The sequence below is a fragment of the Salinisphaera sp. SPP-AMP-43 genome, from assembly GCF_049568105.1.
Classification (GTDB): domain Bacteria; phylum Pseudomonadota; class Gammaproteobacteria; order Nevskiales; family Salinisphaeraceae; genus Salinisphaera.
In genome coordinates this window covers 1,726,728-1,749,604 of record NZ_CP145335.1, presented here as the reverse complement: position 1 = coordinate 1,749,604, position 22,877 = coordinate 1,726,728, and the positions used below count along the sequence as shown (strand labels likewise).

The window sequence follows — 22,877 nt, the reverse complement described above, 5'->3', positions numbered from 1 at the left end:
CGATCGGCTTCGATGGGGAGACCGTTCTCAGCGCGCTCGACCCGCCCCGTCGCGCACTGATCGCCTCGCTGATGCGATGCACCTTCGATCGAACCGGTATAGGATCAACTCCCGATACCCGCGAATGCATCGTGTTCGCCCATGGCGTCGATATCCCGACGACCCATTGGATATCCCGAGAACAGTGGTTTTTCTCGCGCCCCGCAGCGAGGCGCTCCGGGTACCCGTTTAGACGGGGCCTGCCCGCCGTAACGCACGCTGCTCACCCCGATTGCACCCACCTCCCGCATGCCCTCGTCATTCCATCGCCCTGCTGCGATCGACGCCAAGGCATCGCTGCGGTGGTAACCGGCCCTGATCTCGGTACGCTGGAAACGCGCCCGACCGACGCCCAATGCACAGCGAGTATCAGAATCGCCCTCCTCAAGGCCCTGCAAGGCCGGTGACCCGATCAATTCGGCCCAGGCCCGCCAGCCAACTCGGGATATCGACATACCCGCCCGAGCGCAAGACAGCCGAAGGACCCGCTCGCCAGCATAGAAACAACGGCATCAGTACCGTGGCTACGGCCCGGATCTTCTTGGGCGGCCCCCTAGGCCGGACACGCCTTGGCGCGCCGCCGAACCTCAGTACATCGGTCGGAGTGACCGCCCAACATATGCCGCTGGCCATCGATGCATGGGGAGGCAGCCGGCAACGATATGAGCCGCGGCCAACGACCGACAGACCGGTGTCTGAGCCGAGCAGCCCGCTGTTAGCTACGCATAGCGTGGACTGCATCGTCGCAGGCCAGGGGCTAACGCCCAGGCAAACCTGTCATCGAGACGCTGCAGCCCTGCGGGGGCCTATTGCCTAACGTTCAGTCATGGCTTTTCGTTGCGATCCAGCCATGGGTACTCGCCGCGCCCCTTGTCTGGGATCGGGCTTTTGACCGCCTCACGGCCATAGAACTTCACGCCTTTCTGGATCCGCTCGCGTCCCATCGCCTGGCGGTGTCGATTGGTATCCCGCAAGCTGTACACACAGCCACAGTATTCTTGCTGGTAGAACGATTCGCGTTTCGCGATCTCGATCATGCGCGCAGCGCCACCCTTCTTGCGCCAGTTGAGCGTCCAGTAGGTCACCTCGGGATAGCGCGACGTCGCACGCACTCCGGCTTCGTTGATCTGAGCCATGTTCTTCCAGCGCGAAATGCCGAGCGTGCTCGAGATCAGCCCATAGCCGTTTTCAGCCGCATACAGGGCGGTGCGCTCGAAACGCATGTCAAAGCAGACAGTGCAGCGACGACCCCGCTCGGGCTCGTTTTCCAGGCCGCGGATACGATCGAACCAGTTATCGGTATCGTAATCGCCATCGATATGCGGAATGCCCAGCTCTTCGCAGTAGCGCATGTCTTCGGATTTGCGCATCTCGTATTCGGCCTGGGGATGGATGTTCGGGTTGTAAAAATACACCGTGACATCGATACCGGAGGCCTTGACCGCGGCCAGCACCTCGCCTGCGCAGGGCGCACAGCAGGAATGCATCAGCAGGCGGCTGTCGGATTCGGGCGGGATCAACTCGGGGCGTTCATAGTTGTCGAGACTATAGGAGTTCATGTCGCGACCTGTTCAGCGATGCGATAATCATGCGCATTGTCCGTGCTCAGACACGTTACGTCCACGAGGGAAAAGGATTTTCGCATGCAGAAAGGCAGCCTAGTCATGGCCATCATCTGGATGGCCGTCATTTCACTCGTGCTGTTCTGGCTGCCGCTTGCTGGTCCGCTGTTAGCCGGCTTCGTCGGCGGGCGCACCGCGGGCAGCGCCGGCCGGGGCCTGCTGGCTGCCATTCTCCCGGCAGCAATACTGTCGCTGATGTTACTGGGCGCCGGCACTGCTTTGACTGGGCTGCCGGTGATCGGAGCGATTGCTTCGATCAGCCTGTTCCTGGTCATCGTCGTCCAAGGCTTTCCGCTATTGATCGGTGCGCTGATCGGCGGCCTTACGGTCTAGCCCCAGCCGTTGTCTGAGCGTGTTTTCGCTCAGGCAGCAGTATCAGTATCGGATACTGATCTTGTCGATACCGCATAAAAAAAGCCCCGGCAAGCAACCGGGGCTTTTCGTATCGCGATAAAACGCGACGCCTTAGTCTTTCGGCGGCACGTAGGCACCGTCTTCGTCGTGGATCTCACGACCGGTCACCGGCGGGTTGAAGGCACAGACCAGCTTCATTTCGGTCTTGGCCTTGAGGGTATGGCGATCGTGGTTGTCGAGCGCATACACCGTACCCGGCTTGATCTCGAACTCTTCACCGGTATCCCGGTTCAGGATCGAACCTTCGCCCTGGTAGCAGAACACCGCTTCGAAGTGGTGCTTATACCACATGTCGAATTCGAGACCGGGCGGGAAGGTGGTCTCATGGAAGGAAAAGCCCATACCGTCCTTGGCCAGCAGCCAACGCACGCTGGTCCAGCCATCCGGGCTGACCACTTCCTGATCGGTGCCCCGCAGGTCTTCGGTGCGGATGATCTTCATAACGACTCCTTTGATTGGATTTCGGCGATCGCAATTGATGGTACATCAAATACGATCGCCGAAAAGACCGGGTCCACCCGGATATTCAGGCCGCGTTATTCAACAGACCATGTTGATCGAGAACGGTCTCGATGGCTTTTTCCATAATGTCCAACCCCTTCTCGATATCCGCATCGGGACTAATCAGAGGGGGCATGATCTTGATCACGTTGTCGTCGGCACCGGCGGTTTCGCAAAGCAGATGATGCTTGAAGCATTCCGCGGCGATTTCGTCAGCCAGTTCGGCCGGCTCACAGTCGATACCGATGAAAAAGCCCCGGCCCCGCACTTCAGCCTTAAAGGCCGGATTCGCAGACAACACGCCGTTGAGGCGTTCCTTGATCCGGTCGCTCATGCGCAGCACCGCCTTTTCGAGCTTGTCGTCGCGCCAGTAATGCTCGAGCGCGGCCGATGCTGTGATGAAGGCGTGGTTGTTACCGCGGAAGGTACCGTTGTGCTCGCCCGGCGCCCAAATGTCGTACTCGGGCTTGATCATGGTGATCGCCAGCGGCAGGCCGTAACCCGACAGCGATTTGGAGACCGTGATGATGTCCGGACTGATACCCGCCGGCTCGAACGAAAAGAACGGCCCGGTGCGGCCGATACCGGCCTGAATATCGTCGACGATCAACAGCATGTCGTGCTTGCGGCACAGCGCTTCGACCTTCTTCAGCCAGTCGAAATCGGCGATATTGATACCGCCCTCGCCCTGTACTGTCTCGAGAATGATCGCCGCCGGTTTTTCCAAACCGGAAGAGCTGTTGGACAGCATCATGTCGAGATCATCGGCAGTGTCCCGGCCTTCGCCGAAGTAGCCGGAATACGGCACCGGAGTCGCGCCCGGCATGTTCACACCAGCGCCACCGCGCTTGGAGGCATTACCGGTGACCGCCAATGCGCCCAGGGTCATGCCATGGTAGGCATTGGTGAAAAACAGCACCCGATCGCGTTGTTTGACCTTGCGCGCGATCTTGAGCGCGGCCTCGACCGCGTTGGTACCGGTCGGCCCCGGGAACTGGATTTTGTATTCCATGTTCCGCGGTTTCATGATCACGTCTTCAAACGTCGCCAGGAACTTCTGCTTGGCGTCGGTCGCCATGTCCAGACCGTGGGTCACACCGTCGGACTCGATGTACTCGAGCAGCGCCTTTTTCATGACGTCGTCGTTATGGCCGTAATTCAGTGCCCCGGCTCCCGAGAAGAAGTCGAGATACTCGGCTCCGTCTTCGGTGGTCATCCAGTTGGCTTTGGCCTGGGTGAAGACCTTGGGGAACGAGCGGACATAACCGCGCACTTCCGATTCGAGACGGTTGATGATTTCCATTGGAAACTCCTAGCCCTTGCTGGGTGTTGGGTCGTGTTTATTCCGAGGCGCGCTCGACCGCCGCCCGGTCGAAGGGGCCGATGCGAAACAGGATCTCGGGTTCGTGGGGCTCATCGCTTTCGAATTCACCGAACATGTCGCTGGAGAATAACTCGCTTTCTTCGATGCCGGTATCCAGGCGACGGGCCAGGCTACGGAACAACGACTGCGATGGCTCGTTGCTAGGCCCGATGGTGGTATCGAGATAGCGCACGTTCGAACAGGCATCGCGCAGGAGGATGTCGAACAACATGCGGGTCGCCAGGCCCCGGCCGCGCCCTTCTTTGGCAACGCCCACCTGCCAGACGAAAACCGTATCGGGTTTTTCGGGGAGGATATAAGCCGTGATGAAACCGACCAGCTCGCCGCCGATCTCAGTCACCACACTGGTACTCGCGTGATGCTCGCCAATCAGCATATAGGCATAGGCCGAGTTCACATCCAGCACGCCGAGTTCGTGCACCAGATGCAGGATACCGGCGCCGTCCTGCTTGCTCGGCGGGCGAAAATGGACTTCGTTGGAAGTCGCGGAATCAGTCTTTGAGATGGCTCTATATCGGTTCGAGTTTGGCCCGATTATAACCAACCGATTTTTTTTTGCCGACCGTTGCGCTACGGACCGCCCGGCCGGTCTTCCGACCGGCCGGTCACTCCGGCTCAGGCGGTGACTTCGGCCTGGATCGCCTGCAGCGCATAAACGTCGAGTGCGCGCTCGTCGGTCAGGGCCGTGGCACAGGCCTGGCCGCCGGCGATCGTGGTGAAGTAGGACACCTTGTAGCGCAGTGCGGTCATGCGGATCGAGCGCGATTCCTCAATCGCCCGCTTGCCCTCGGTGGTGTTGACCACGAGCTGGATTTCGCCGTTCTTGATCATGTCCACGATATGCGGACGGCCTTCCTTAACCTTGTTGGCTACCGTGCACTCGATGCCGGCCGCGCTCAGCTCGTTGGCCGTACCCCGGGTCGCCAATAGGGTGAAGCCCGCGGCAATCAATTCGCGCGCCATAGCCACCGCCAGCGGCTTGTCGGCATCGCGCACCGTGATCAACGCCACGCCCGGGGCCTCCGGCAAGCCGACGCCGCTGGCCAGCTGCGACTTCGCGAATGCCTCGCCGAAGGTCTTGCCCACGCCCATGACTTCGCCGGTCGACTTCATTTCCGGGCCGAGCAGCGGGTCGACGGTCGGGAACTTGGAAAACGGGAACACCGCTTCCTTGACCGCGAAATGCGGTAGCTTGCGCTCGGCGCCAACGTGCTGCTCCGCCAGGCTCTGACCGGCCATACAGCGGGCCGCGATCTTGGCCAGCGGCATGCCCGAAGCCTTGGATACGAACGGCACCGTACGCGAGGCCCGGGGATTGACTTCCAGCAGGTAGACCTCGCCACCGCGAATCGCGAACTGTACGTTCATCAGCCCGACCACAGACAGCCCCTTAGCCAGCGCCGCGGTCTGACGCCGAACCTCATCGAGCACCTCGGCGCCCAGGCTGTACGGCGGCAAGCTGCAGGCCGAATCGCCCGAGTGCACCCCAGCCTGTTCGATATGCTCCATGATGCCGCCGATGAAGACCTCGATACCATCACAGACCGCGTCGACATCCAGTTCGATCGCATCCTCGAGGAAACGATCGAGCAGCACCGGCGAGTCCGGCGATACCTTGACCGCGGCCGACATATAGCCCTGTAGATCCTCGGGCCCGTAGACGATCTCCATGGCCCGGCCGCCGAGCACGTACGACGGCCGTACGACCATCGGAAAGCCGACTTCCTCAGCCAAGCGCATCGCCTCGGCTTCCGAACGCGCGGTACGGTTGGCCGGCTGCTTCAGACCCAGCTTGTTGACCAGATTCAGAAACCGGTCGCGATCCTCGGCCAGGTCGATAGAATCCGGGGCGGTACCGATGATCGGCGCTCCGGCTGCCTCCAGGCGCCGAGCCAGCTTGAGCGGGGTCTGGCCGCCGTACTGCACGATCACGCCCTTGGGCTTTTCAACATCGATGATCGACATGACATCTTCGAAGGTCAGCGGCTCAAAATACAGCCGGTCCGAGGTGTCGTAGTCGGTCGAGACGGTCTCCGGGTTGCAGTTGACCATGATGGTCTCGTAGCCGTCGTCACGCATGGCGAGCGCGGCATGCACACAGCAGTAGTCGAACTCGATACCCTGGCCGATCCGGTTCGGACCGCCGCCCAGCACCATGATCTTGTCGCGATCCGATGGATTGGCCTCGCACTCCTCGTCATAGGAGGAATACTGATAGGCCGTGGCGGTCGGGAATTCAGCGGCACAGGAATCGACCCGTTTGTAGACCGGCACGATGTCGTGGGTCAGCCGGGCACGACGTACCGCGAACTCATCGCAGCCGAGCAGCGTGGCCAAGCGCAGGTCGGAAAAACCCTTACGCTTGTAGTCGCGCAGCGTATCGGCATCCAGGTCGCCGATCGTGGACTGGGCGAGTTCGGTTTCCATCTCGATCAGCTCGGCGATCTGATCCAGGAACCAGACATCGATATGCGTCAACTGATGGACTTCGTCGACCGTGAAACCGGCCCGGAACGCATCGCCGACGTACCAGAGCCGGTCGTAGCGCGGCGTGGACAGTTCGCTGCGCAGCGTATCGGCCGCGGTCTCGGTGCTCACGTCGGCCAGCTTGGGCTCAAAGCCGTCGGAGCCGATCTCGAGGCTGCGCATCGCCTTATGCAGCGACTCCTGGAAACTGCGCCCGATGGCCATTGCCTCGCCCACCGACTTCATCTGAGTGGTCAGGCGATCGTCGGCGGTCGGGAATTTCTCGAAGGTGAACCGCGGCATCTTGGTCACGACATAATCGATCGACGGCTCGAACGAAGCCGGCGTGGCACCACCGGTGATTTCGTTGTTGAGCTCGTCGAGCGTATAGCCGACCGCCAGCTTGGCAGCGACCTTGGCGATCGGGAAGCCGGTCGCCTTGGAGGCCAGCGCGGACGAACGCGACACCCGCGGGTTCATTTCGATGATGATCATGTCCCCGGTCTGGGGGTCGATCGCGAACTGGACGTTGGAGCCGCCAGTATCGACACCGATCTTGCGCAGACAGGCCAGCGAGGCATCGCGCATGACCTGGTATTCGCGGTCGGTCAGGGTCTGAGCCGGTGCCACCGTGATCGAGTCGCCGGTATGTACGCCCATGGCGTCCATATTCTCGATCGCACAGATGATGATGCAGTTGTCCGCATGGTCACGGACCACTTCCATTTCGTATTCTTTCCAGCCGAGCACCGACTGCTCGAGCAACACCTCGTTGGTCGGCGACAGCTCTAGGCCTCGCGAGAGCAGATCGTCGAACTCCTCGCGATTATAGGCAATCCCACCGCCAGAGCCGCCGAGCGTGAACGACGGCCGCATGATGATCGGGAAGCCGATCCGGGCCTGGACTTCTTCGCCCTCGGCCATGGTATGGACGGTCTTGGACTCCGGGGTCTTGAGACCGATCTCGGTCATGGCCTCGCGGAAGGCGTTGCGATCCTCGGCCATATCGATGGCATCGCGCGAGGCACCGATCATCTCGACCCCGTGCTCGGCGAGCACGCCTTCGTAGAATAAATCGAGCGCGCAGTTCAGGGCTGTCTGGCCGCCCATCGTGGGCAGCAACGCATCCGGTTTTTCCTTGGCGATCACCTTGGCCACGGTCTGCCAAGTGATCGGCTCTACATACACCGCGTCCGCTGTTTCCGGATCGGTCATGATGGTGGCCGGATTGGAATTGACCAGGATGACGCGGAAGCCTTCATCCTTGAGGGCCTTACAGGCCTGCATACCGGAATAGTCGAATTCGCAGGCCTGGCCGATCACGATCGGGCCTGCGCCGATCACCAGAATGCTTTTAAGGTCGGTGCGCTTGGGCATGGCGGTTGCTCGCTGGCTGCCGGCGTTCCGAGCCTGCCGGAACGCCTTCGAAACTATGTTATCTACCGTTCCACCGAAGCGGCGGGGAATCAGGCGTCGACGGCGCGGTGCTCTTCCATGAGCCGGATGAAGCGCTCGAACAGCGGTCCGACGTCATGTGGGCCGGGGCTGGCTTCCGGGTGCCCCTGGAACGAGAACACCGGCGCATCGGTCATCTCGATGCCCTGCAGACTTTGGTCGAACAGGGAGCGATGGGTGACGCGCACGTTGTCTGGCAGGCTTGCCTCATCGATGGCGAAGCCATGATTCTGGCTGGTGATCATCACTTCGCCAGAGGCCACATCGAGTACCGGATGGTTAGCGCCGTGGTGTCCGAACTTCATCTTCAAGCTTTGACCACCCGCGGCCAGGCCGAGGATCTGGTGGCCGAGACAGATGCCGAAGGTCGGAAACTTGCGTTCGATCAGTTCGCGACATATCGCGATGGCGTAGTCGCAGGGCTCGGGATCGCCCGGGCCGTTGGACAGCAACACCCCGTCGACGCCCAGATCGAGCACTGCATCGACCGGTGTTTTCGGCGGCACGACCGTGACTTTCGCGCCACAGTCGACCAAGCGGCGCAGAATGTTGTACTTGACGCCGTAATCGTAGACCGCGACCGAAAAACGCGGTTCGGCCGGGGCATGTAGATCGTTGGGCCCGATCCAAGTGCCTTCGGTCCAGACATACGTTTCAGTGGTGCCAGCATCGGCAGCCAGATCCGCGCCCTTCAGACCCGGAAAACCGCGAGCGGCCGCGATCGCCTCGTCTTCATCGATAGTGTCGCCGGCGACGATGGCACCGTTCTGGGCCCCTTTTTCACGCAGCACGCGGGTCAGGCGGCGGGTATCGATATCGCCGATACCGACGATGCCATTGGCTTCGAGATAGCCGATCAGGCTGTTGTTGCTACGCCAGTTACTTGGCGAACGCGGCACTTCCCGAATGATCAAACCGGCAGCCTGAACATGCGCCGATTCGATATCTTCGCCGTTGGTGCCGGTATTGCCGATATGCGGATAGGTCAGGGTGACCATCTGCTGTCGGTAAGAGGGGTCGGTCAGGATCTCCTGATATCCCGTCATGGCGGTATTGAATACCACCTCACCGACTGTTTGACCGCTCGCACCGATGGCGCGACCGCGAAAAATACTTCCGTCTTCGAGCGCAAGTACGGCTTTCGGGCGCAATGGCAACTCCAACGCTGGGATGAGACAGGCGGCCGGGGGCGTGTTGGTGTCGTGCGAAAACGCGTGGCGCTAAGCAGTAGGACAAGCCAGTTTTGACTGCTTGTCCGACACGATTTTCAAGGATCGACGCGTTCTTCGTTCGACACGCCAACCCGCCCTGGGCGGCGAGAGTATATCGATTCGCCGGCCAGGCCGCCAGCTGCAATCTGAATGCGTACTAGCCGAGCCCCAGTACATCGTTCATGTCGTAACGGCCCGGCCCTTGTTCGGCGGCCCAGACCGCCGCTCGGATCGCGCCACCGGCAAAGGTCTGACGTGAACTGGCTTTATGCGTAATCTCAATACGCTCACCCGCGCCTGCAAACATCACCGTATGCTCACCGACGATATCGCCACCGCGTACCGTCGAAAAACCGATGCTGCGGCGTTCGCGCGCCCCGGTATGGCCCTGGCGCGCATAGACGGCGCACTCGTCGAGATCACGCCCGGTTGCCTCGGCAGCCACTTCGCCGAGTTTGAGCGCGGTTCCAGAGGGGGCATCGACCTTGTGTCGATGATGGGCCTCGATGATTTCGATATCGACCTCGTCACCGAGCGCACTCGCCGCTCGCCGAACCAGATCGAGCGACAGGTTAACGCCGGCGCTGTAGTTCGGCGCCTGCACGATCGCGATATCGGCCACAGCGGCATCGATCGCGGCCTGCTGTTCGCGGGCATAGCCGGTAGTGCCGATGACCATCGCGGCCTTTTGGGCGCGGCAGACTTCAAGTGCGGCGATCGACGGCTCGGGCAGCGAAAAATCGACCAGCACGTCGAAGGCGGTATCCGCCATCGTATTCGAACCGCTCAATTCAATGCCGATTTCGGCGATGCCGGCCAGACGGCCGGCATCGATGCCCAGCTGATCGCTGTCCGGCGAGGCGAACGCCGCCACTAGGGTCAGATCGTCGCGCTGACCGCAGGCGATGATGAGCTCTCGGCCCATGCGCCCGGATGCGCCGTTGATCGCAATGCGCCTACTCATACCGCCTCCGCAAACGTCGAACGATCAGCTCAGGTGTTCACCGAAAAAGCGCTTGGCTTTGTCCAGCCAGCTGGTGGTTGCCGGACTGTGGCTACGGCCGCTTTCCTCTAGCGAGTCCTGGAACTCTTCAAGCAGCTTCTTCTGCTTGTTGTTGAGGTTGACCGGAGTTTCGACACTCACCTTGACCAGTAGGTCACCTGGGGCCGAGGTGCGTACCGACTGTACCCCCTTGCCGCGCAGACGGAAGGTCTTGCCGGACTGGGTCTCGGCCGGAATGCGCAGGCTAACCTTGCCCTTGAGCGTAGGCACATCGATTTCACCACCGAGCGCTGCGGTGATCATATCGACCGGCACATTGGCGCGCAGATTATTGCCATCACGCACGAAAAACTCATGCGGCTTGACATTGATCTGGACATACAGATCCCCGGCCGGGCCACCCATCTCGCCGGCTTCGCCTTCGCCGGACAAACGGATGCGATCGCCGTTGTCCACCCCTGGCGGTACTTTCACCGACAATGTCTTGGACGACTGCACGCGGCCGTCGCCATGACATTTCTTGCAGGGGTTACGGACCTTTTTGCCCGAGCCCTGGCAGTCCGGGCAGGTCTGCTGGATCGACAGGAAACCCTGCTGGATACGCACTTGGCCCTGGCCTTTACAGGTATCGCAGGTATCGACCGGCGAACCAGGCTCGGCGCCATCGCCGCCACAGGATTCACACTGCTCGAGCGTGGGAATACGAATCTCGATCGTATCGCCTTCGATGGCGGTTTCCAGATCCAGATCCAGATCGTAACGCAGATCGGCGCCACGGGCCGCGCGGCTGCGACCGCCGCCCATGCCGCCACCGAAGATGTCGGAGAAAATGTCGCCGAAGATATCGCCGAACCCACCGGCACCAGCGCCGGCACCGCCGAACCCGCCGCCGCCGGCTGCGCCGCCGAGGCCGGCATGGCCGAACTGGTCGTAGGTCGCCTTCTTCTGCTCGTCCGACAGCACTTCATAGGCCTCGGAAGCTTCCTTGAACCGCGCCTCGGCCTCTTCGTCACCTGGATTGCGGTCCGGGTGGTTTTTCATGGCCAAGCGGCGGTAGGCCTTTTTGATCTCGTCCTGGGAAGCGTTCTTGGAAACACCCAGGACCTCGTAGTAATCGCGTTTTGCCATGGTCCGTTATTCCAAGATCCCTGATTGAACCGCGCGTTCGACTGGCATGCCGGCTCGCGGATTAATCAGCCATCTCTTGCCTTGAGTTGAATCAAAAATGCCGGGGCAACGACTAGCGCTACCCCGGCGCGTGGCGAGATCAGCCGACTCTTACGAGTTGGTGCCCGACTTCTTGTCGTTGTCGTTCACTTCCTCGAAATCGGCATCGACAACGTCGTCGTCCGAGTTCGCCGACTGGCTCTGGCCGGAACCGGCTTCGGCGCTCTGGGCTTCGCCCTGCTCGCCGCCCTGGTTGTAGGCTTTTTCCATGATCGGCGCCGAGGCTTCCGACAGCTTCTGCGTCTTGGCCTCGATGTCGTCCTTGTCGTCGCCTTCAAGCGCGGTGCGCAATTCGGCGATCGCGTCGTCGACCGGCTTTTTCTCTTCTTCAGAGATCTGGTCGGACAGATCACGCATCGACTTCTCGATGCTGTGGATCAGGCCGTCTGCCTGGTTGCGCGCCGTGATCAACTCGTTGAACTTGGCGTCTTCTTCGGCATGGGCCTCGGCGTCCTTGACCATCTGATCGACTTCGTCATCGGACAGACCGGAGGAGGCACGGATCTCGATCGACTGTTCCTTACCGGTGGCCTTGTCCTTGGCCGAGACGTTCAGGATGCCGTTGGCGTCGAGATCGAAGGTGACCTCGATTTGCGGCGTACCGCGCGGTGCCGGCGGAATGTCCGACAGATCGAAGCGACCCAGCGACTTATTGGCGGACGCCTGCTCGCGCTCGCCCTGGAGCACATGCACGGTCACGGCCGGCTGGTTGTCCTCGGCAGTCGAGAAGGTCTCGGACTTGCGGGTCGGGATCGTCGTGTTCTTCTCGATCAGCTTGGTCATCTTGCCGCCCAGCGTCTCGATACCGAGCGATAGCGGCGTGACGTCCAGCAGCAGCACGTCCTTGGTATCGCCCGACAGGACCGAGCCCTGAATGGCGGCACCAACGGCCACGGCCTCGTCCGGGTTGACGTCCCTGCGGGCATCCTTGCCGAAGAAGCTCTTCACGGCGTCCTGCACAGCCGGCATACGGGTCTGGCCGCCGACCAGGATCACGTCGTCGATGTCCGAGGCCTTCATGCCGGAATCCTTGAGCGCGGTCCGGCACGGATCGATCGTACGGGCGACCAGGTCTTCCACCAGCGACTCGAGCTTGGCCCGGGTGATCTTCATGTTGAGATGCTTCGGCCCCGACTGGTCAGCCGTGACATACGGCAGATTGACTTCGGTCTGCTGGGTCGAAGACAGCTCGATCTTGGCTTTTTCAGCAGCTTCCTTGAGACGCTGCAGGGCCAGCTTGTCCTTACGCAGGTCAACGCCCTGCTCTTTTTCGAACTCGTCGGCGATGTAATCGATGATTTTGTTGTCGAAGTCTTCACCGCCCAGGAAGGTATCGCCGTTGGTGGCGTGAACTTCAAACTGGTGCTCGCCGTCGACTTCGGCAACCTCGATGATCGAGATATCGAAGGTACCGCCGCCCAGGTCATAGACCGCGATCTTTTTGTCGCCGCCCTTCTTGTCTAGGCCATAAGCCAGCGCGGCCGCGGTCGGCTCGTTAATAATGCGCTTGACTTCGAGGCCCGCGATACGACCGGCGTCTTTGGTCGCCTGGCGCTGGCTGTCGTTGAAGTAGGCCGGCACGGTGATCACCGCTTCGGTGACCTTTTCGCCGAGATAGTCTTCGGCGGTGGCCTTCATCTTCTGCAGCACTTTGGCCGAGATTTCCGGCGGCGCCATCTTGTTGTCGCCAACCTGCACCCAGGCATCGCCGTTGTCGGACTTGACGATCTGATACGGCACGGACTCGATGTCTTTCTGCGTCGTCGGATCATCAAAGGTGCGCCCGATCAAACGCTTGATGGCATACAGCGTGTTGGTCGGATTGGTCACCGCCTGGCGTTTGGCCGGGCGTCCTACCAAGGTCTCGTTGTCATCGGTAAACGCGACGACACTCGGCGTCGTGCGCTCGCCCTCGGCGTTCTCGATAACTTTCGGATTGTCACCTTCGAGTACCGCCACACACGAGTTGGTGGTACCCAGGTCGATACCGATGATCTTACCCATGTCTCAGTCCCTCCTGATTCTTTACTTCGCGCTGCTTAGGGCAGCGACTTAAAACGTTGCTTGTCAGTCGATTTGGGGCGGCGCCGGTCGCTTTTCAAGCGCCGCGTCTTAAGTAGCTAGCCTTAGCCGGCCGGCTTGGCGACGGTCACCATGGCCGCACGCAGCACGCGGCCGTTGAGCGTATAGCCTTTCTGCATCACCGAAGCGACCGTATTGGGCGCCATCTCGTCGGTGGGCTGGGTGGCCACGGCTTCGTGGTATTCCGGATTGAAGGTCTCGCCCTCGGGATTGATGGTTTCAATACCGACTTTTTCCATGCTCGAGGCCAGCATGCGATAGGTCATATCCATGCCTTCCTTGAGCTTGTCGAAATCGCCATGGTTGTCCTCGGCGGCCTGCAGCCCGAGCTCGAGGCTGTCGCGCACGCCCAGCAATTCGCTGGCGAATTTTTCGATCGCAAACTTGCGCGCCGAATCGACATCGCGCTGGGAACGCTTGCGGATGTTTTCCATTTCCGCCTGGGCGCGCACCGCCTGCTCGCGATACTGCTCGGCCTCGGCCTGAGCCTGTTCGAGCTGGGCGGTCAGTTCTGCAGTTTCGGAGACCCCGTCAGCGCTGGGCTCGCCGGCGTCGACAGAATCCTCACTGCCACCCTGGACCGGCTCGATATCGGGCCGCGTTGCGTTGTCGGCGGCGTCATCGTCGCCATGCGGCGTTGGGCGCTCGTCGTGCTGACTCATTGCAAATCCCCACTATTAAATGCAGGTGTAATGTGGCGACCGCGCCGACAGATCGGCTACGGCTTCAACAGAACGCTAGAATTGGGCTGGCGATCGTCATTTCAAGACTTCCGTTCGCCAACAATTTGCATTCCCCGCCCCGAACCGGCGTCGTTATGCGTTGAAATTGTCGGCCAAGGCGTGAATGCTTGATCGCATCATTCGCTCAGGAACGGTGTCGATGGCCCACGCCTTCGCCACAATCGGCATCTTTGCCAAGAAAAATAACGCCGGCGTTACCCGGACCGTGGAAACACTGATCGCCGATCTCATCGATCGCGGCAAACAGGTCGTCATCGACGATTCTCATATCGCCGGCCACTACGGTGTGGCGACTTGCGGGCGCGAGCAGTTGGGCGTCAGCTGCGATCTGGTGGTTGTGGTCGGCGGCGACGGCACGCTGCTGGACGCCGGCCGCGCAGTCGCGGCCCATGGCACACCGTTGCTGGGCATCAATCTCGGGCGGCTCGGATTCATGGTCGACGTATTGCCCGATGAAATGCGCACCACGCTCGACGAGGTGTTCGCCGGCAATCACATCGCCGAATCGCGATTGATGCTGACCACGCGCCTAAAGGCCGCCGACAGCGCCGAGGCCGAAGCCAGCGTACCGGCAATCAACGAATGCGTGATCCGCAATCAGGCCTTCGCCCGGGTGCTGGACTTCGATACCTATATGAACGGCGTGTTCATCAGCCACCATCGCGCCGACGGCATGGTTGTGGCCACGCCCACCGGTTCCACGGCTTATGCCTTGTCCGGCGGCGGCCCGGTGCTGCACCCCGGGCTGAATGCGCTGGCCCTGGTGCCGATCTGCCCGCACACTCTGTCCGACCGACCGCTGATCGTGGATGCCGATCACGAGATCGAAATCCATATTTCGAGCACGATCGAAGGCAGCGCCATGTATACCAGCGACGGCCAGGTCAGCCGTGATTTGGCGGCTGGCGACAGTGTGATCATCGCGCGGGCGCCCTATAACCTGAACTTGATCCATCCCCCGGGCTACGATTACTTCAATATTCTTCGCAACAAGCTGCATTGGGGCCGCGGTCAGGAAGCGCCGAAAATCTGATACAGTAGAACTGTATTTGCATACAGTTCGCTGCGCCGGCCATGGCGCCGGACGGAAGGCGCGCCATGCTGGCAGAGATGACTATTCGCAATTTCGCCATCATCGACCGACTCGCGGTCGAGTTCGGCGCCGGCATGACGGTGCTTTCCGGGGAAACCGGCGCTGGCAAATCGATCCTGGTCGATGCCTTGAGCCTCATCCTCGGCGATCGTGCCGATGGTGCAGCGGTACGCGAAGGCGCCGACCGGGCCGATATCACGGCTCGCTTTTCCCTGGCCGATGCGCCAGCTGCCATCGCCTGGCTGGCCGAGCACGAACTCGACAGCGACGACGATGAATGCGTCATCCGACGGGTAGTCGCACGCGAAGGCCGCAGCCGCGGCTGGATCAACGGCACACCAATGCCGGTGCGCGAACTGCGCGGGCTGGGCGAATGCCTGGTAGATATCCACGGCCAGCATGCCCATCAGTCGCTGCTCAAGCGCGACGCCCAGCGCGACCTGCTCGACGAATACGGCGGGCATACGACCGAATTGACGGCCGTCGCCGACGCTGCCGAGCGACTGCGGGCCACGCGCCAGGCGATCGAACGCATCGAACAGCGCGATGGTCGTGGCGAATCCCGGATCGAGTTGCTGCGCTATCAGGCGGGCGAACTCGAAGCACTGGACCTGGGCGACAATGAACTGGAGGCGCTCGAAGCCGAACACAAACGCCTGGCCAGCGCCGAGCGTCTGATCGGCGACGGCCAGCGCGCACTCGGTCTGCTCTACGAAGCCGAAGACGGCGCCGCGACCGACCGCCTGGGCGCGGCCGAACGCCTGATCGGCGAATTATCCAGCATCGACGCCGGTTTCGAGCCGATTGCAGAACTGGTCAGCAACGCCCTGATCCATGCCCAGGAAGCTGCCGACGGACTGCGTCGGCATATCGATTCGCTGGATATCGACCCGCAGCGCTTCAACGAAGTAGAAAACCGCCTCGGCACGATCCGAGATACGGCTCGCAAGCACCACGTCGCCCCTTCGGAACTTCCGGAACTCACGCAACGCCTGACCGCAGAACTTGCCGAGCTCGAAGGCGCCGATGAAAAGCTGGCGCAACTTAAAACCGACGAGACCTCACAGGCCGAAGCGTACGATCAAGCAACCTCCGCGCTCAGCCAGGCGCGCCAGCGTGCCGCCAAGCCACTCGGCGCAGCGATCACCGACATCATTCGCTCACTAGGTATGCCAGAAGGCGAATTCAGCGTGCGCGTACGCGCCAATGCCAGCGAACGCGTATCGACCCACGGCAATGATCATATCGAGTTTCTGATCGCGGCCAACCCGGGCCAGAGCGCCAGACCTCTGGATCGCGTGGCCTCGGGAGGCGAGCTATCGCGCATCAGCCTGGCTATCGAAGTGATCGCGGCCGCCCGCACCCGGGTACCGACCCTGGTATTCGACGAAGTCGATACCGGCATCGGCGGCGGCGTGGCTGAAATCGTCGGTCGCCAGCTGCGCGCGCTCGGCGCCAGCGGCCAATCGCTGTGCGTGACCCATCTACCCCAGGTAGCAGCCCAGGCACAGCACCATCTGCATGTGGCCAAACAGGTCAGAAGCGGCCAGACCATGACCCGAATCGACCCACTGGATCGCGACGATCGGGTCGAAGAACTAGCGCGCATGCTTGGTGGCGTGGAGCTGACCGAGCAGACCCGCGCCCACGCTGCTGACATGATCGCGCGCGCTGGCTAAGCCGCCGATCGGCCGGGCACCGATAGCCTTACTGCCTCGTAGACACGCACAATCAACAGCGCGGCAAGCACATTCGTTTGGCAGCCGAAAAAAGCCTCCCGTATGATGCGGTTCGCGACAAGGGGCTTTTGATTTATGAAACTAATCGCTGCGCTCGTGATGCTGCTGGCTTTGTCGGCTTGCAGCCTCCCGGTGTTCTTTCGCGTTCCGATCGTCCAGGGCAATATCGTTACCGCCGATCAGGTCGCCAAACTCGAACAGGGCATGACCAAAAAACAGGTCGCCTACGTGCTGGGCACGCCCCTGATCAAGTCACCATTTGAGGCCAACCGCTGGGATTACGTTTTCTACTATCGGAATCCGAACGCCCATGTACGGCAGTCCAAGCTCGATCTGTACTTCGTCGACGACAAGCTGTCCGATATTGAAGGCAACGAGGAATACAGCGCTGAAACCATGAAGCTCGGCGACCGGCCCGACTCAACAGATTCAGGGCAACTCCCGGCCGGCACCAGCGCCGCCGGTGCGTCTCTGGGCGTTGGCAGTGAACAGAGCCAGCCGACCCGGCCGGCAACTAATGCCGCCTCTGATCAAGCCACGCCGCGCGACAACACGGCAGGCACCGCCCAGCCGGTCACGCCCGGCAACCAACCGGGCAATAATGGCCCGATGTCGCCCGAGCGCCCTGTTCTGCCACCCGATCGGCCGAATTGACAGCGTGCTCGCCAGCTCGCGCCGATAGCCGCTTGATTGCTGCTACGGCGCGGGCCTGACTAACGCGCTCGACCTGAGCCTGGCCTGGCCGCGCTCGATACGTTCCGAGTACAGGCGCCTGCCGGCGCGTGTTTAGCAATCCCCAGGGCTCGTACGCCCGCCCGCTGTCGACCGACGTGGTCTTTCGCTCGCGGTCCTAGCCTGTTCGGGCCGCTCTGCGCCGGCGCCGCTCTCGTGGATCGGCAGTCAGTGGACGATACAGTTCCAGGCGCTGCCCATCGCCGATCAGGGTCTCAGCCGCTATTTTACGGCCGAATACGCCGAACGCAGTCGGCGCCGAGCCGGTTTGCTCCCGGCATATCGTATCCAGCCCCGAGGCAGTCGCGGCCTGTTCGGCCGTGGCATCGGCAGCAACTCGCACCGATTCACGCCAACAGCGCCCGGGCATCGCAAATACGACTTCGATCTGCTTGGTAGTGACATTTTCGACCACGATTACGGTCTCCAGATCGCTTCGATGAGCGTCAGCGCCCCTAGAGAATACGCCACGACCACGATTAGAGCGATCCGTGCGGGGTAGCGCAGCAACCAGAGCCATACCGCAAAACCGCCGGCACCGACGGTTGCCGTTTCGTCACCCTGCCAGGCCGCCAACAGCTGACGCCGGGCCAACACCCGGCCGACCAGCACGCACAGCATCAACCCCGTGGCCGGGATCAAGAGGTGGGCGCTGACCAGGCTGAACCAGTCGAATATATTGCGCTGCGCGGGGTGCCAGAAAGCCAGGACCCCGAACGAGTTCTGTGCGAGCAGCCCGAGCAAGCCGATGACCACACCGGTATAGACTGCGGCTCGCATACGCGGAATACGGAACCGGTGCGACACGCCTTGAACCAACGCTTCGAACAAACCGATGCCGGTAGTCATCCCCACCACCGCGAACAAGGCAAACAATAACGCCATCGCCCACGATGGCTCGACCAGGCTCGGCAGGACCTCGAAAATCCGCTGCACGCCGCCGCCAAGCTGAGCGGCGCCGCCGGGCAGCAAACGCGCGATGACGAAGCCGAACAGCAATGCAACCATCTGACTGATCGCGATCACGATCACCGAAAGCCGGATCGCCGGGGCCCGCGCCGGCAAATGCGATGCCAGCGATATGATCACGCCCGTTCCCAGACTCAGCGAAAAAAAGGCTTGATACAGTGCCTCGAGTAGGCCGCGAACGCCCAGCGCCGCGAAGTCGAATCGTAGCGATTCTTGCAGCGCGGCGGCTTCGGGCGGATACCGCCACGCCAGGATCCCGAGCAAGAACAACAGACCGAGAATGCAGACCACCAGTGTCCGCATGACTGGCTCGGTCCCCTTGCGCAGGCCACGTGCCGTAGTCGCTACCAGTACCAGCACGAACAACAAAAGCCAGCCCAGGCCGCGCTCGCCGTCGCGCGCAAACGCCACGAATCGCGCGCTGCCCTGCTCGATCGAAGCCACCTGCAGCGCGCCAACCAAGGCGCGCAGGCTGTAGGCCAACGACCAACTCGCCACCACGGTATACGCCGCTAGCAACAACAGAGCGCCCAGCAGCGTAGCGTAAGCCCCGATGACCCAGGCCCGCGAATAGGCGGTATCGCGGGTCCACATCGATACCACGCCGGGCAAATCCGTATGGCAGCCACGCGCCATCAGCATTTGGGCACTGAATACCGGCAGCCCCATGACGACGAGCGCGGCAGCATAGACGAGCAGGAATGCCCCACCACCGTAAGTGGCCACCAGATAGGGCAGTCGCCAGAAATCGCCAAGACTCACGATCGCTGCTGCGCATACGATCACAAAGCGAACAGAAGAGGACCAAAGCTGGGGTAGCGGGCGGTAGGGAACCGTCATGGCTCGCAGAGCTTGCCTCGATCGCTATAATAAGTCCATGAGCAAATCTAAGGACAAGAAACAGTCGTCGACCACGATCGCGCTTAACCGGCGCGCACGCCACGACTATTTCATCGAAGAACGCTATGAGGCCGGTCTCGTGCTCGAGGGCTGGGAGGTCAAATCGCTGCGCGCGGGCAAAGGACGGATCGCCGAAGCCTATGTCATCGTCAAGGACGGCGAAGCATTCCTGCTCGGCAGCCATATCCAACCGCTGGAGTCGGCGTCCACCCATGTGGTCGCCGATGCCACCCGGACCCGGAAATTGCTTTTACACGAGCGCGAACTGGCCACGCTGATCGGCGCAACCGAACAGAAGGGGCATACCATCGTGCCACTGGCCATGTACTGGAGCCGGGGCAAGGCCAAGCTAGAAATCGCGCTGGCCAAGGGCAAGGCCAAATACGACAAGCGCCAATCGAAAAAAGAACACGACTGGCAACGCCGCAAATCGCAGATTCTGCGTCACGGAGCCGATTGATTACGCCGCTATTGAAAAACAGATCTGCCGCCATACCTATGAAGCTGTTACAATGATCACGTCTTTCGGGGGCGACATGGCTTCGACGCGGATGTCAAAACCCAAGGTGCATGCCGAGGTTGCAATCTTCCTCGTTAATCCGGTTGCATCCTAAGCTAGTTGCGAACGACGACAACTACGCTCTAGCGGCTTAAACAGCCCGCTAGTGCCCGCCCGGAGAGTGTCTGTGCTCCCGGTGTCGGGTATCGACTCTCACAGGCTCGCGGTAAGGCCCCGCTTCGGGCTGATCCGTTAAGAGCAAACGAAGATACGCGTGAGTTGTCCCTTTTCGTTGGGTAGCTCACGCCGACAATCAAAGACGAAATAAGCATGTAGATCCGAGGGTTGAGAATCCGCGGACGCGGGTTCGATTCCCGCCGCCTCCACCAAACAGGGCCCTGTTTTTACAGGGCCTTTTTTATGCGCAACGTGGGCGAGTCTGCTGGCAACTGACAGGCTATAATCCGCCCAGCCGACCGTGCTGGGCTCTTACATCAGGCTGCAGCGAAGACTATCTATCTTTAACCGGATGCTGCGCGCAAAGCTTTTTGAGCAGCACGGTTGACCTGATTCGCCGTAGGCAGGTGCTAGACATAGAACTTCGCGCGGGTCGAGCCTTGCGCCATAAAACCATCCCCGGGCATTGATGTCGGCCCCAGCACGCGTTCGAAACCTTAACGAACGCCGGTGTTCATCGCGCTTGGCCAGACGGGTCGGTCGCCCTCATACCACGCCGATGGCGAATACATTCGATAGCGCATGCTTTTGCTCGCGGGGCGCAAGCAGATAGTCTGAATTCGTCGACCATTCCGTTTGTACCCCAGTAGTCTCGATGGGGTCGAGACCTTGCAGTTCATCGCTTCTCGTCTTTTGAATTCGGTACAGATCGTAGTCGAGTTCGTCGAAGAGCTTTTCTATGGTCTTCTGGCGACGATCCCGCTTACTGCCTGCGCTGTAAGAGGGCAAGAATTCGATCAGCACTGGAGGATGGTGTCTGGCGATCAACGCATGCATGGTTTCCACGACTTCGAGCTCAAAGCCTTCGACGTCAATCTTGACCACGCCGAGCGCCCGCTCACCCAGTAGGTGGCACAGCGGCTCGGCCCCCAACGTCACCACGCACCGGGTCGACCGGACCTCGATGCCGCGTTCCGGGATCAACGATGCCTTGTCGTCGTGGGCAGCGGTATCGAACAGATTCAATGTGGCGGTGCCAGTGGTCGGAGCCAGTCCGGCAGGCACCAGTGTGCACTCGCGGAGCTGATTCATTTGAATCAGCGTATTCACGTAGTAAGCACAGGCCGGATTTGGCTCGAAGCCGATATACGGATAGTCGGGATCGATCGACTTCAGCTTGAGCAGGGTCTGGCCCGTGTTGACCCCACAATCGAGGAATACACCTTGGCGATACGTGATCAGGCCCCGAATCGCCTCACTCATCCATCGCTCGTTCGGACGATAACGAATGCCGTTGATACGGGGCACATTGAACCGGATACCGTTGAGCGTATCCGAACGTGAGTAGTTGAGCTTGGTCTTGTACCACTCGAGTCGTTCTTTAAGCATACCCCCACCCACACGCTTGGCTGGAAGGACTAGAATACCCCGGTTTAGTTAAAAAAATAGCTCATATCGGACCCAGTCGTTCAAACAGCATGAAAATAGAGATAATTATCATAGCGACCGCGAAAACCGTTTGCAGCGTTCGCCCTGCCAGCTGCTGTGCCAGCAGACGACCGCCGCCCATGCCAATCACACCCCCGACAATAAATAACGTCGTCAACGCCGCATCGATCTGACGCCCGGCCAACATCGCCGAAGCGACGCCGGATAAACCGATCAGCGTAATCACCAGCAGGGAGGTGGCGACGGCCCGATGAATGCCCATTTCCGTGATCAGCATCAAGGCCGGCACAATCAAAAACCCACCGCCGACGCCGAAGAATCCTGAAAGCACACCGACCACCAGACCCGCCGCGACTAATACGAGGCTGCAACGCGCGGTCAGGCGTAGGCGCCCATCGGTGCTATAGCGACATACGGTTGGCAGATCGTCGACGGCTTCAGTGGCGATACGCGCCCGGATCACCCGTGCTTCCTCCGGCGCGCGCTGTGCCTTGATCAACATGCGCGCGGCCACGACCAGCATCAGCATAGCGAAGGCCAACACGGTGAGCTGTGGCGAGACTTGGTCGCCCAGCCACACGCCGCCAGGGGCCGCGATCATGCCCGCAACCGCAAAAATCGCTGCGGCGCGCCGCTCGACCACGGCATGCCACCAGCCTTCGATCGCGCCCGAAGCCGCCGTCAGCGCCACTGCAATCAAGGAGATCGCAACTGCGTTTCGTGGTGCCACATCAAGACCGTAGATCAGTAATGGCACTGCAAAAATCGACCCGCCACCACCGGTTAGGCCAAGCGCCAGACCGACGATGACGCCAAAGACAATGCTCAGCATGGCACTTTCGATCCGTTGCGTTCAGGGATCGCTCAGTTTATCACTTTTGGTTATTTTCTTATACTTATAAAGAACTGCACTGCGTTGTCGTGTCACAGTCCATCCGCGCAAGCGGCCGAGGTTAAGGATGATCGCCTCGCCCGTTATCAGGCTGATCGAGCTTTTGCATACGCCCGATCGCCTATTAACGATATGCGCCCGCCTGGCGAACGATTGCCGGCCTACTTTGTCTACCCGGCAGCGCGAGTACAGCCCTCAAGGATGCGCGGTCGGCCGATGCGTTACCGTGAGTAGGGCTCGGTACATGGTTTGGCGGCCCGGCCGGAAAAGTCATGGACCG

19 protein-coding genes and 1 other RNA gene are annotated in these 22,877 nt (G+C 61.0%); 6 read left to right on the top strand and 14 right to left on the bottom strand.

Annotation, left to right across the window (positions count from 1 at the left end):
* Window positions 1-863: 863 nt before the first annotated feature.
* Window positions 864-1,598 (bottom strand): epoxyqueuosine reductase QueH, encoded by a 735-nt coding sequence (locus tag V5738_RS07430; protein ID WP_423823791.1) that lies wholly within the window; start codon window positions 1,596-1,598, stop codon window positions 864-866.
* A gap of 84 nt (window positions 1,599-1,682) precedes the next feature.
* On the opposite strand from V5738_RS07430, the gene V5738_RS07425 reads away from it, so the two are divergent.
* Window positions 1,683-1,994, top strand: a complete 312-nt coding sequence (locus tag V5738_RS07425) for a hypothetical protein (RefSeq protein WP_423823790.1) — start codon at window positions 1,683-1,685, stop codon at window positions 1,992-1,994.
* A 132-nt stretch (window positions 1,995-2,126) separates the two neighbouring features.
* Here V5738_RS07425 and V5738_RS07420 read toward each other — a convergent pair whose 3' ends face one another.
* The 9 genes from V5738_RS07420 to grpE form a co-directional block, all read right to left on the bottom strand.
* Window positions 2,127-2,516, bottom strand: coding sequence for an ectoine synthase (locus tag V5738_RS07420; RefSeq protein WP_423823789.1), 390 nt, complete (start codon window positions 2,514-2,516; stop codon window positions 2,127-2,129).
* 85 nt (window positions 2,517-2,601) lie between these two features.
* A complete protein-coding gene (gene ectB, locus V5738_RS07415; RefSeq protein ID WP_423823788.1) occupies window positions 2,602-3,879 on the bottom strand; it encodes a diaminobutyrate--2-oxoglutarate transaminase in 1,278 nt (425 codons plus the stop codon).
* 37 nt (window positions 3,880-3,916) lie between these two features.
* Window positions 3,917-4,381, bottom strand: a complete 465-nt coding sequence (gene ectA / locus V5738_RS07410; RefSeq protein WP_423823787.1) for a diaminobutyrate acetyltransferase — start codon at window positions 4,379-4,381, stop codon at window positions 3,917-3,919.
* 194 nt (window positions 4,382-4,575) lie between these two features.
* A complete protein-coding gene (gene carB / locus V5738_RS07405; RefSeq protein WP_423823786.1) occupies window positions 4,576-7,803 on the bottom strand; it encodes a carbamoyl-phosphate synthase large subunit in 3,228 nt (1,075 codons plus the stop codon).
* Between the two features lie 89 nt (window positions 7,804-7,892).
* Window positions 7,893-9,032 (bottom strand): glutamine-hydrolyzing carbamoyl-phosphate synthase small subunit, encoded by a 1,140-nt coding sequence (gene carA, locus V5738_RS07400; RefSeq protein ID WP_423823785.1) that lies wholly within the window; start codon window positions 9,030-9,032, stop codon window positions 7,893-7,895.
* Between the two features lie 217 nt (window positions 9,033-9,249).
* On the bottom strand, window positions 9,250-10,056 hold the full coding sequence (gene dapB, locus V5738_RS07395; RefSeq protein WP_423823784.1) for a 4-hydroxy-tetrahydrodipicolinate reductase: 807 nt from the start codon (window positions 10,054-10,056) through the stop codon (window positions 9,250-9,252).
* A 24-nt stretch (window positions 10,057-10,080) separates the two neighbouring features.
* Complete coding sequence (gene dnaJ / locus V5738_RS07390) at window positions 10,081-11,223, bottom strand: molecular chaperone DnaJ (RefSeq protein ID WP_423823783.1); 1,143 nt, start codon at window positions 11,221-11,223, stop codon at window positions 10,081-10,083.
* 150 nt (window positions 11,224-11,373) lie between these two features.
* Complete coding sequence (dnaK, locus tag V5738_RS07385) at window positions 11,374-13,326, bottom strand: molecular chaperone DnaK (protein WP_423823782.1); 1,953 nt, start codon at window positions 13,324-13,326, stop codon at window positions 11,374-11,376.
* Between the two features lie 122 nt (window positions 13,327-13,448).
* Entirely contained in the window at window positions 13,449-14,066 is a 618-nt protein-coding gene (gene grpE, locus V5738_RS07380; protein ID WP_423823781.1) for a nucleotide exchange factor GrpE, read from the bottom strand.
* A 220-nt stretch (window positions 14,067-14,286) separates the two neighbouring features.
* On the opposite strand from grpE, the gene V5738_RS07375 reads away from it, so the two are divergent.
* The 3 genes from V5738_RS07375 (at window position 14,287) to bamE (ending at window position 17,633) form a co-directional block, all read left to right on the top strand.
* Window positions 14,287-15,180 carry an NAD(+) kinase gene (locus tag V5738_RS07375; RefSeq protein ID WP_423823780.1) on the top strand — a complete coding sequence of 298 codons (894 nt, stop codon included), beginning with the start codon at window positions 14,287-14,289 and terminating at the stop codon, window positions 15,178-15,180.
* 65 nt (window positions 15,181-15,245) lie between these two features.
* Entirely contained in the window at window positions 15,246-16,919 is a 1,674-nt protein-coding gene (gene recN / locus V5738_RS07370; protein WP_423823779.1) for a DNA repair protein RecN, read from the top strand.
* Between the two features lie 135 nt (window positions 16,920-17,054).
* Window positions 17,055-17,633: an outer membrane protein assembly factor BamE domain-containing protein gene (bamE, locus tag V5738_RS07365; RefSeq protein WP_423823778.1), complete on the top strand. Its 579-nt coding sequence runs from the start codon at window positions 17,055-17,057 to the stop codon at window positions 17,631-17,633.
* 196 nt (window positions 17,634-17,829) lie between these two features.
* Here bamE and V5738_RS07360 read toward each other — a convergent pair whose 3' ends face one another.
* A complete protein-coding gene (locus V5738_RS07360) occupies window positions 17,830-18,126 on the bottom strand; it encodes an RnfH family protein (protein WP_423823777.1) in 297 nt (98 codons plus the stop codon).
* Between the two features lie 2 nt (window positions 18,127-18,128).
* The gene (locus tag V5738_RS07355; RefSeq protein ID WP_423823776.1) at window positions 18,129-19,442 is read right to left on the bottom strand and encodes a sodium-dependent transporter; all 1,314 of its coding nucleotides are present in this window, start codon (window positions 19,440-19,442) and stop codon (window positions 18,129-18,131) included.
* Window positions 19,443-19,557: 115 nt separating this feature from the next.
* Between V5738_RS07355 and smpB the strand changes: the two genes are divergently transcribed.
* Complete coding sequence (smpB, locus tag V5738_RS07350; protein WP_423823775.1) at window positions 19,558-20,040, top strand: SsrA-binding protein SmpB; 483 nt, start codon at window positions 19,558-19,560, stop codon at window positions 20,038-20,040.
* A 67-nt stretch (window positions 20,041-20,107) separates the two neighbouring features.
* Window positions 20,108-20,468: a transfer-messenger RNA gene (gene ssrA / locus V5738_RS07345) on the top strand.
* 334 nt (window positions 20,469-20,802) lie between these two features.
* On the opposite strand, the gene V5738_RS07340 is transcribed toward ssrA, so the two are convergent.
* Both V5738_RS07340 and V5738_RS07335 read right to left on the bottom strand, forming a co-directional pair.
* A complete protein-coding gene (locus tag V5738_RS07340) occupies window positions 20,803-21,645 on the bottom strand; it encodes an FkbM family methyltransferase (protein ID WP_423823774.1) in 843 nt (280 codons plus the stop codon).
* Window positions 21,646-21,706: 61 nt separating this feature from the next.
* The gene (locus tag V5738_RS07335; protein ID WP_423823773.1) at window positions 21,707-22,537 is read right to left on the bottom strand and encodes a sulfite exporter TauE/SafE family protein; all 831 of its coding nucleotides are present in this window, start codon (window positions 22,535-22,537) and stop codon (window positions 21,707-21,709) included.
* Between the last annotated feature and the right edge of the window lie 340 nt (window positions 22,538-22,877).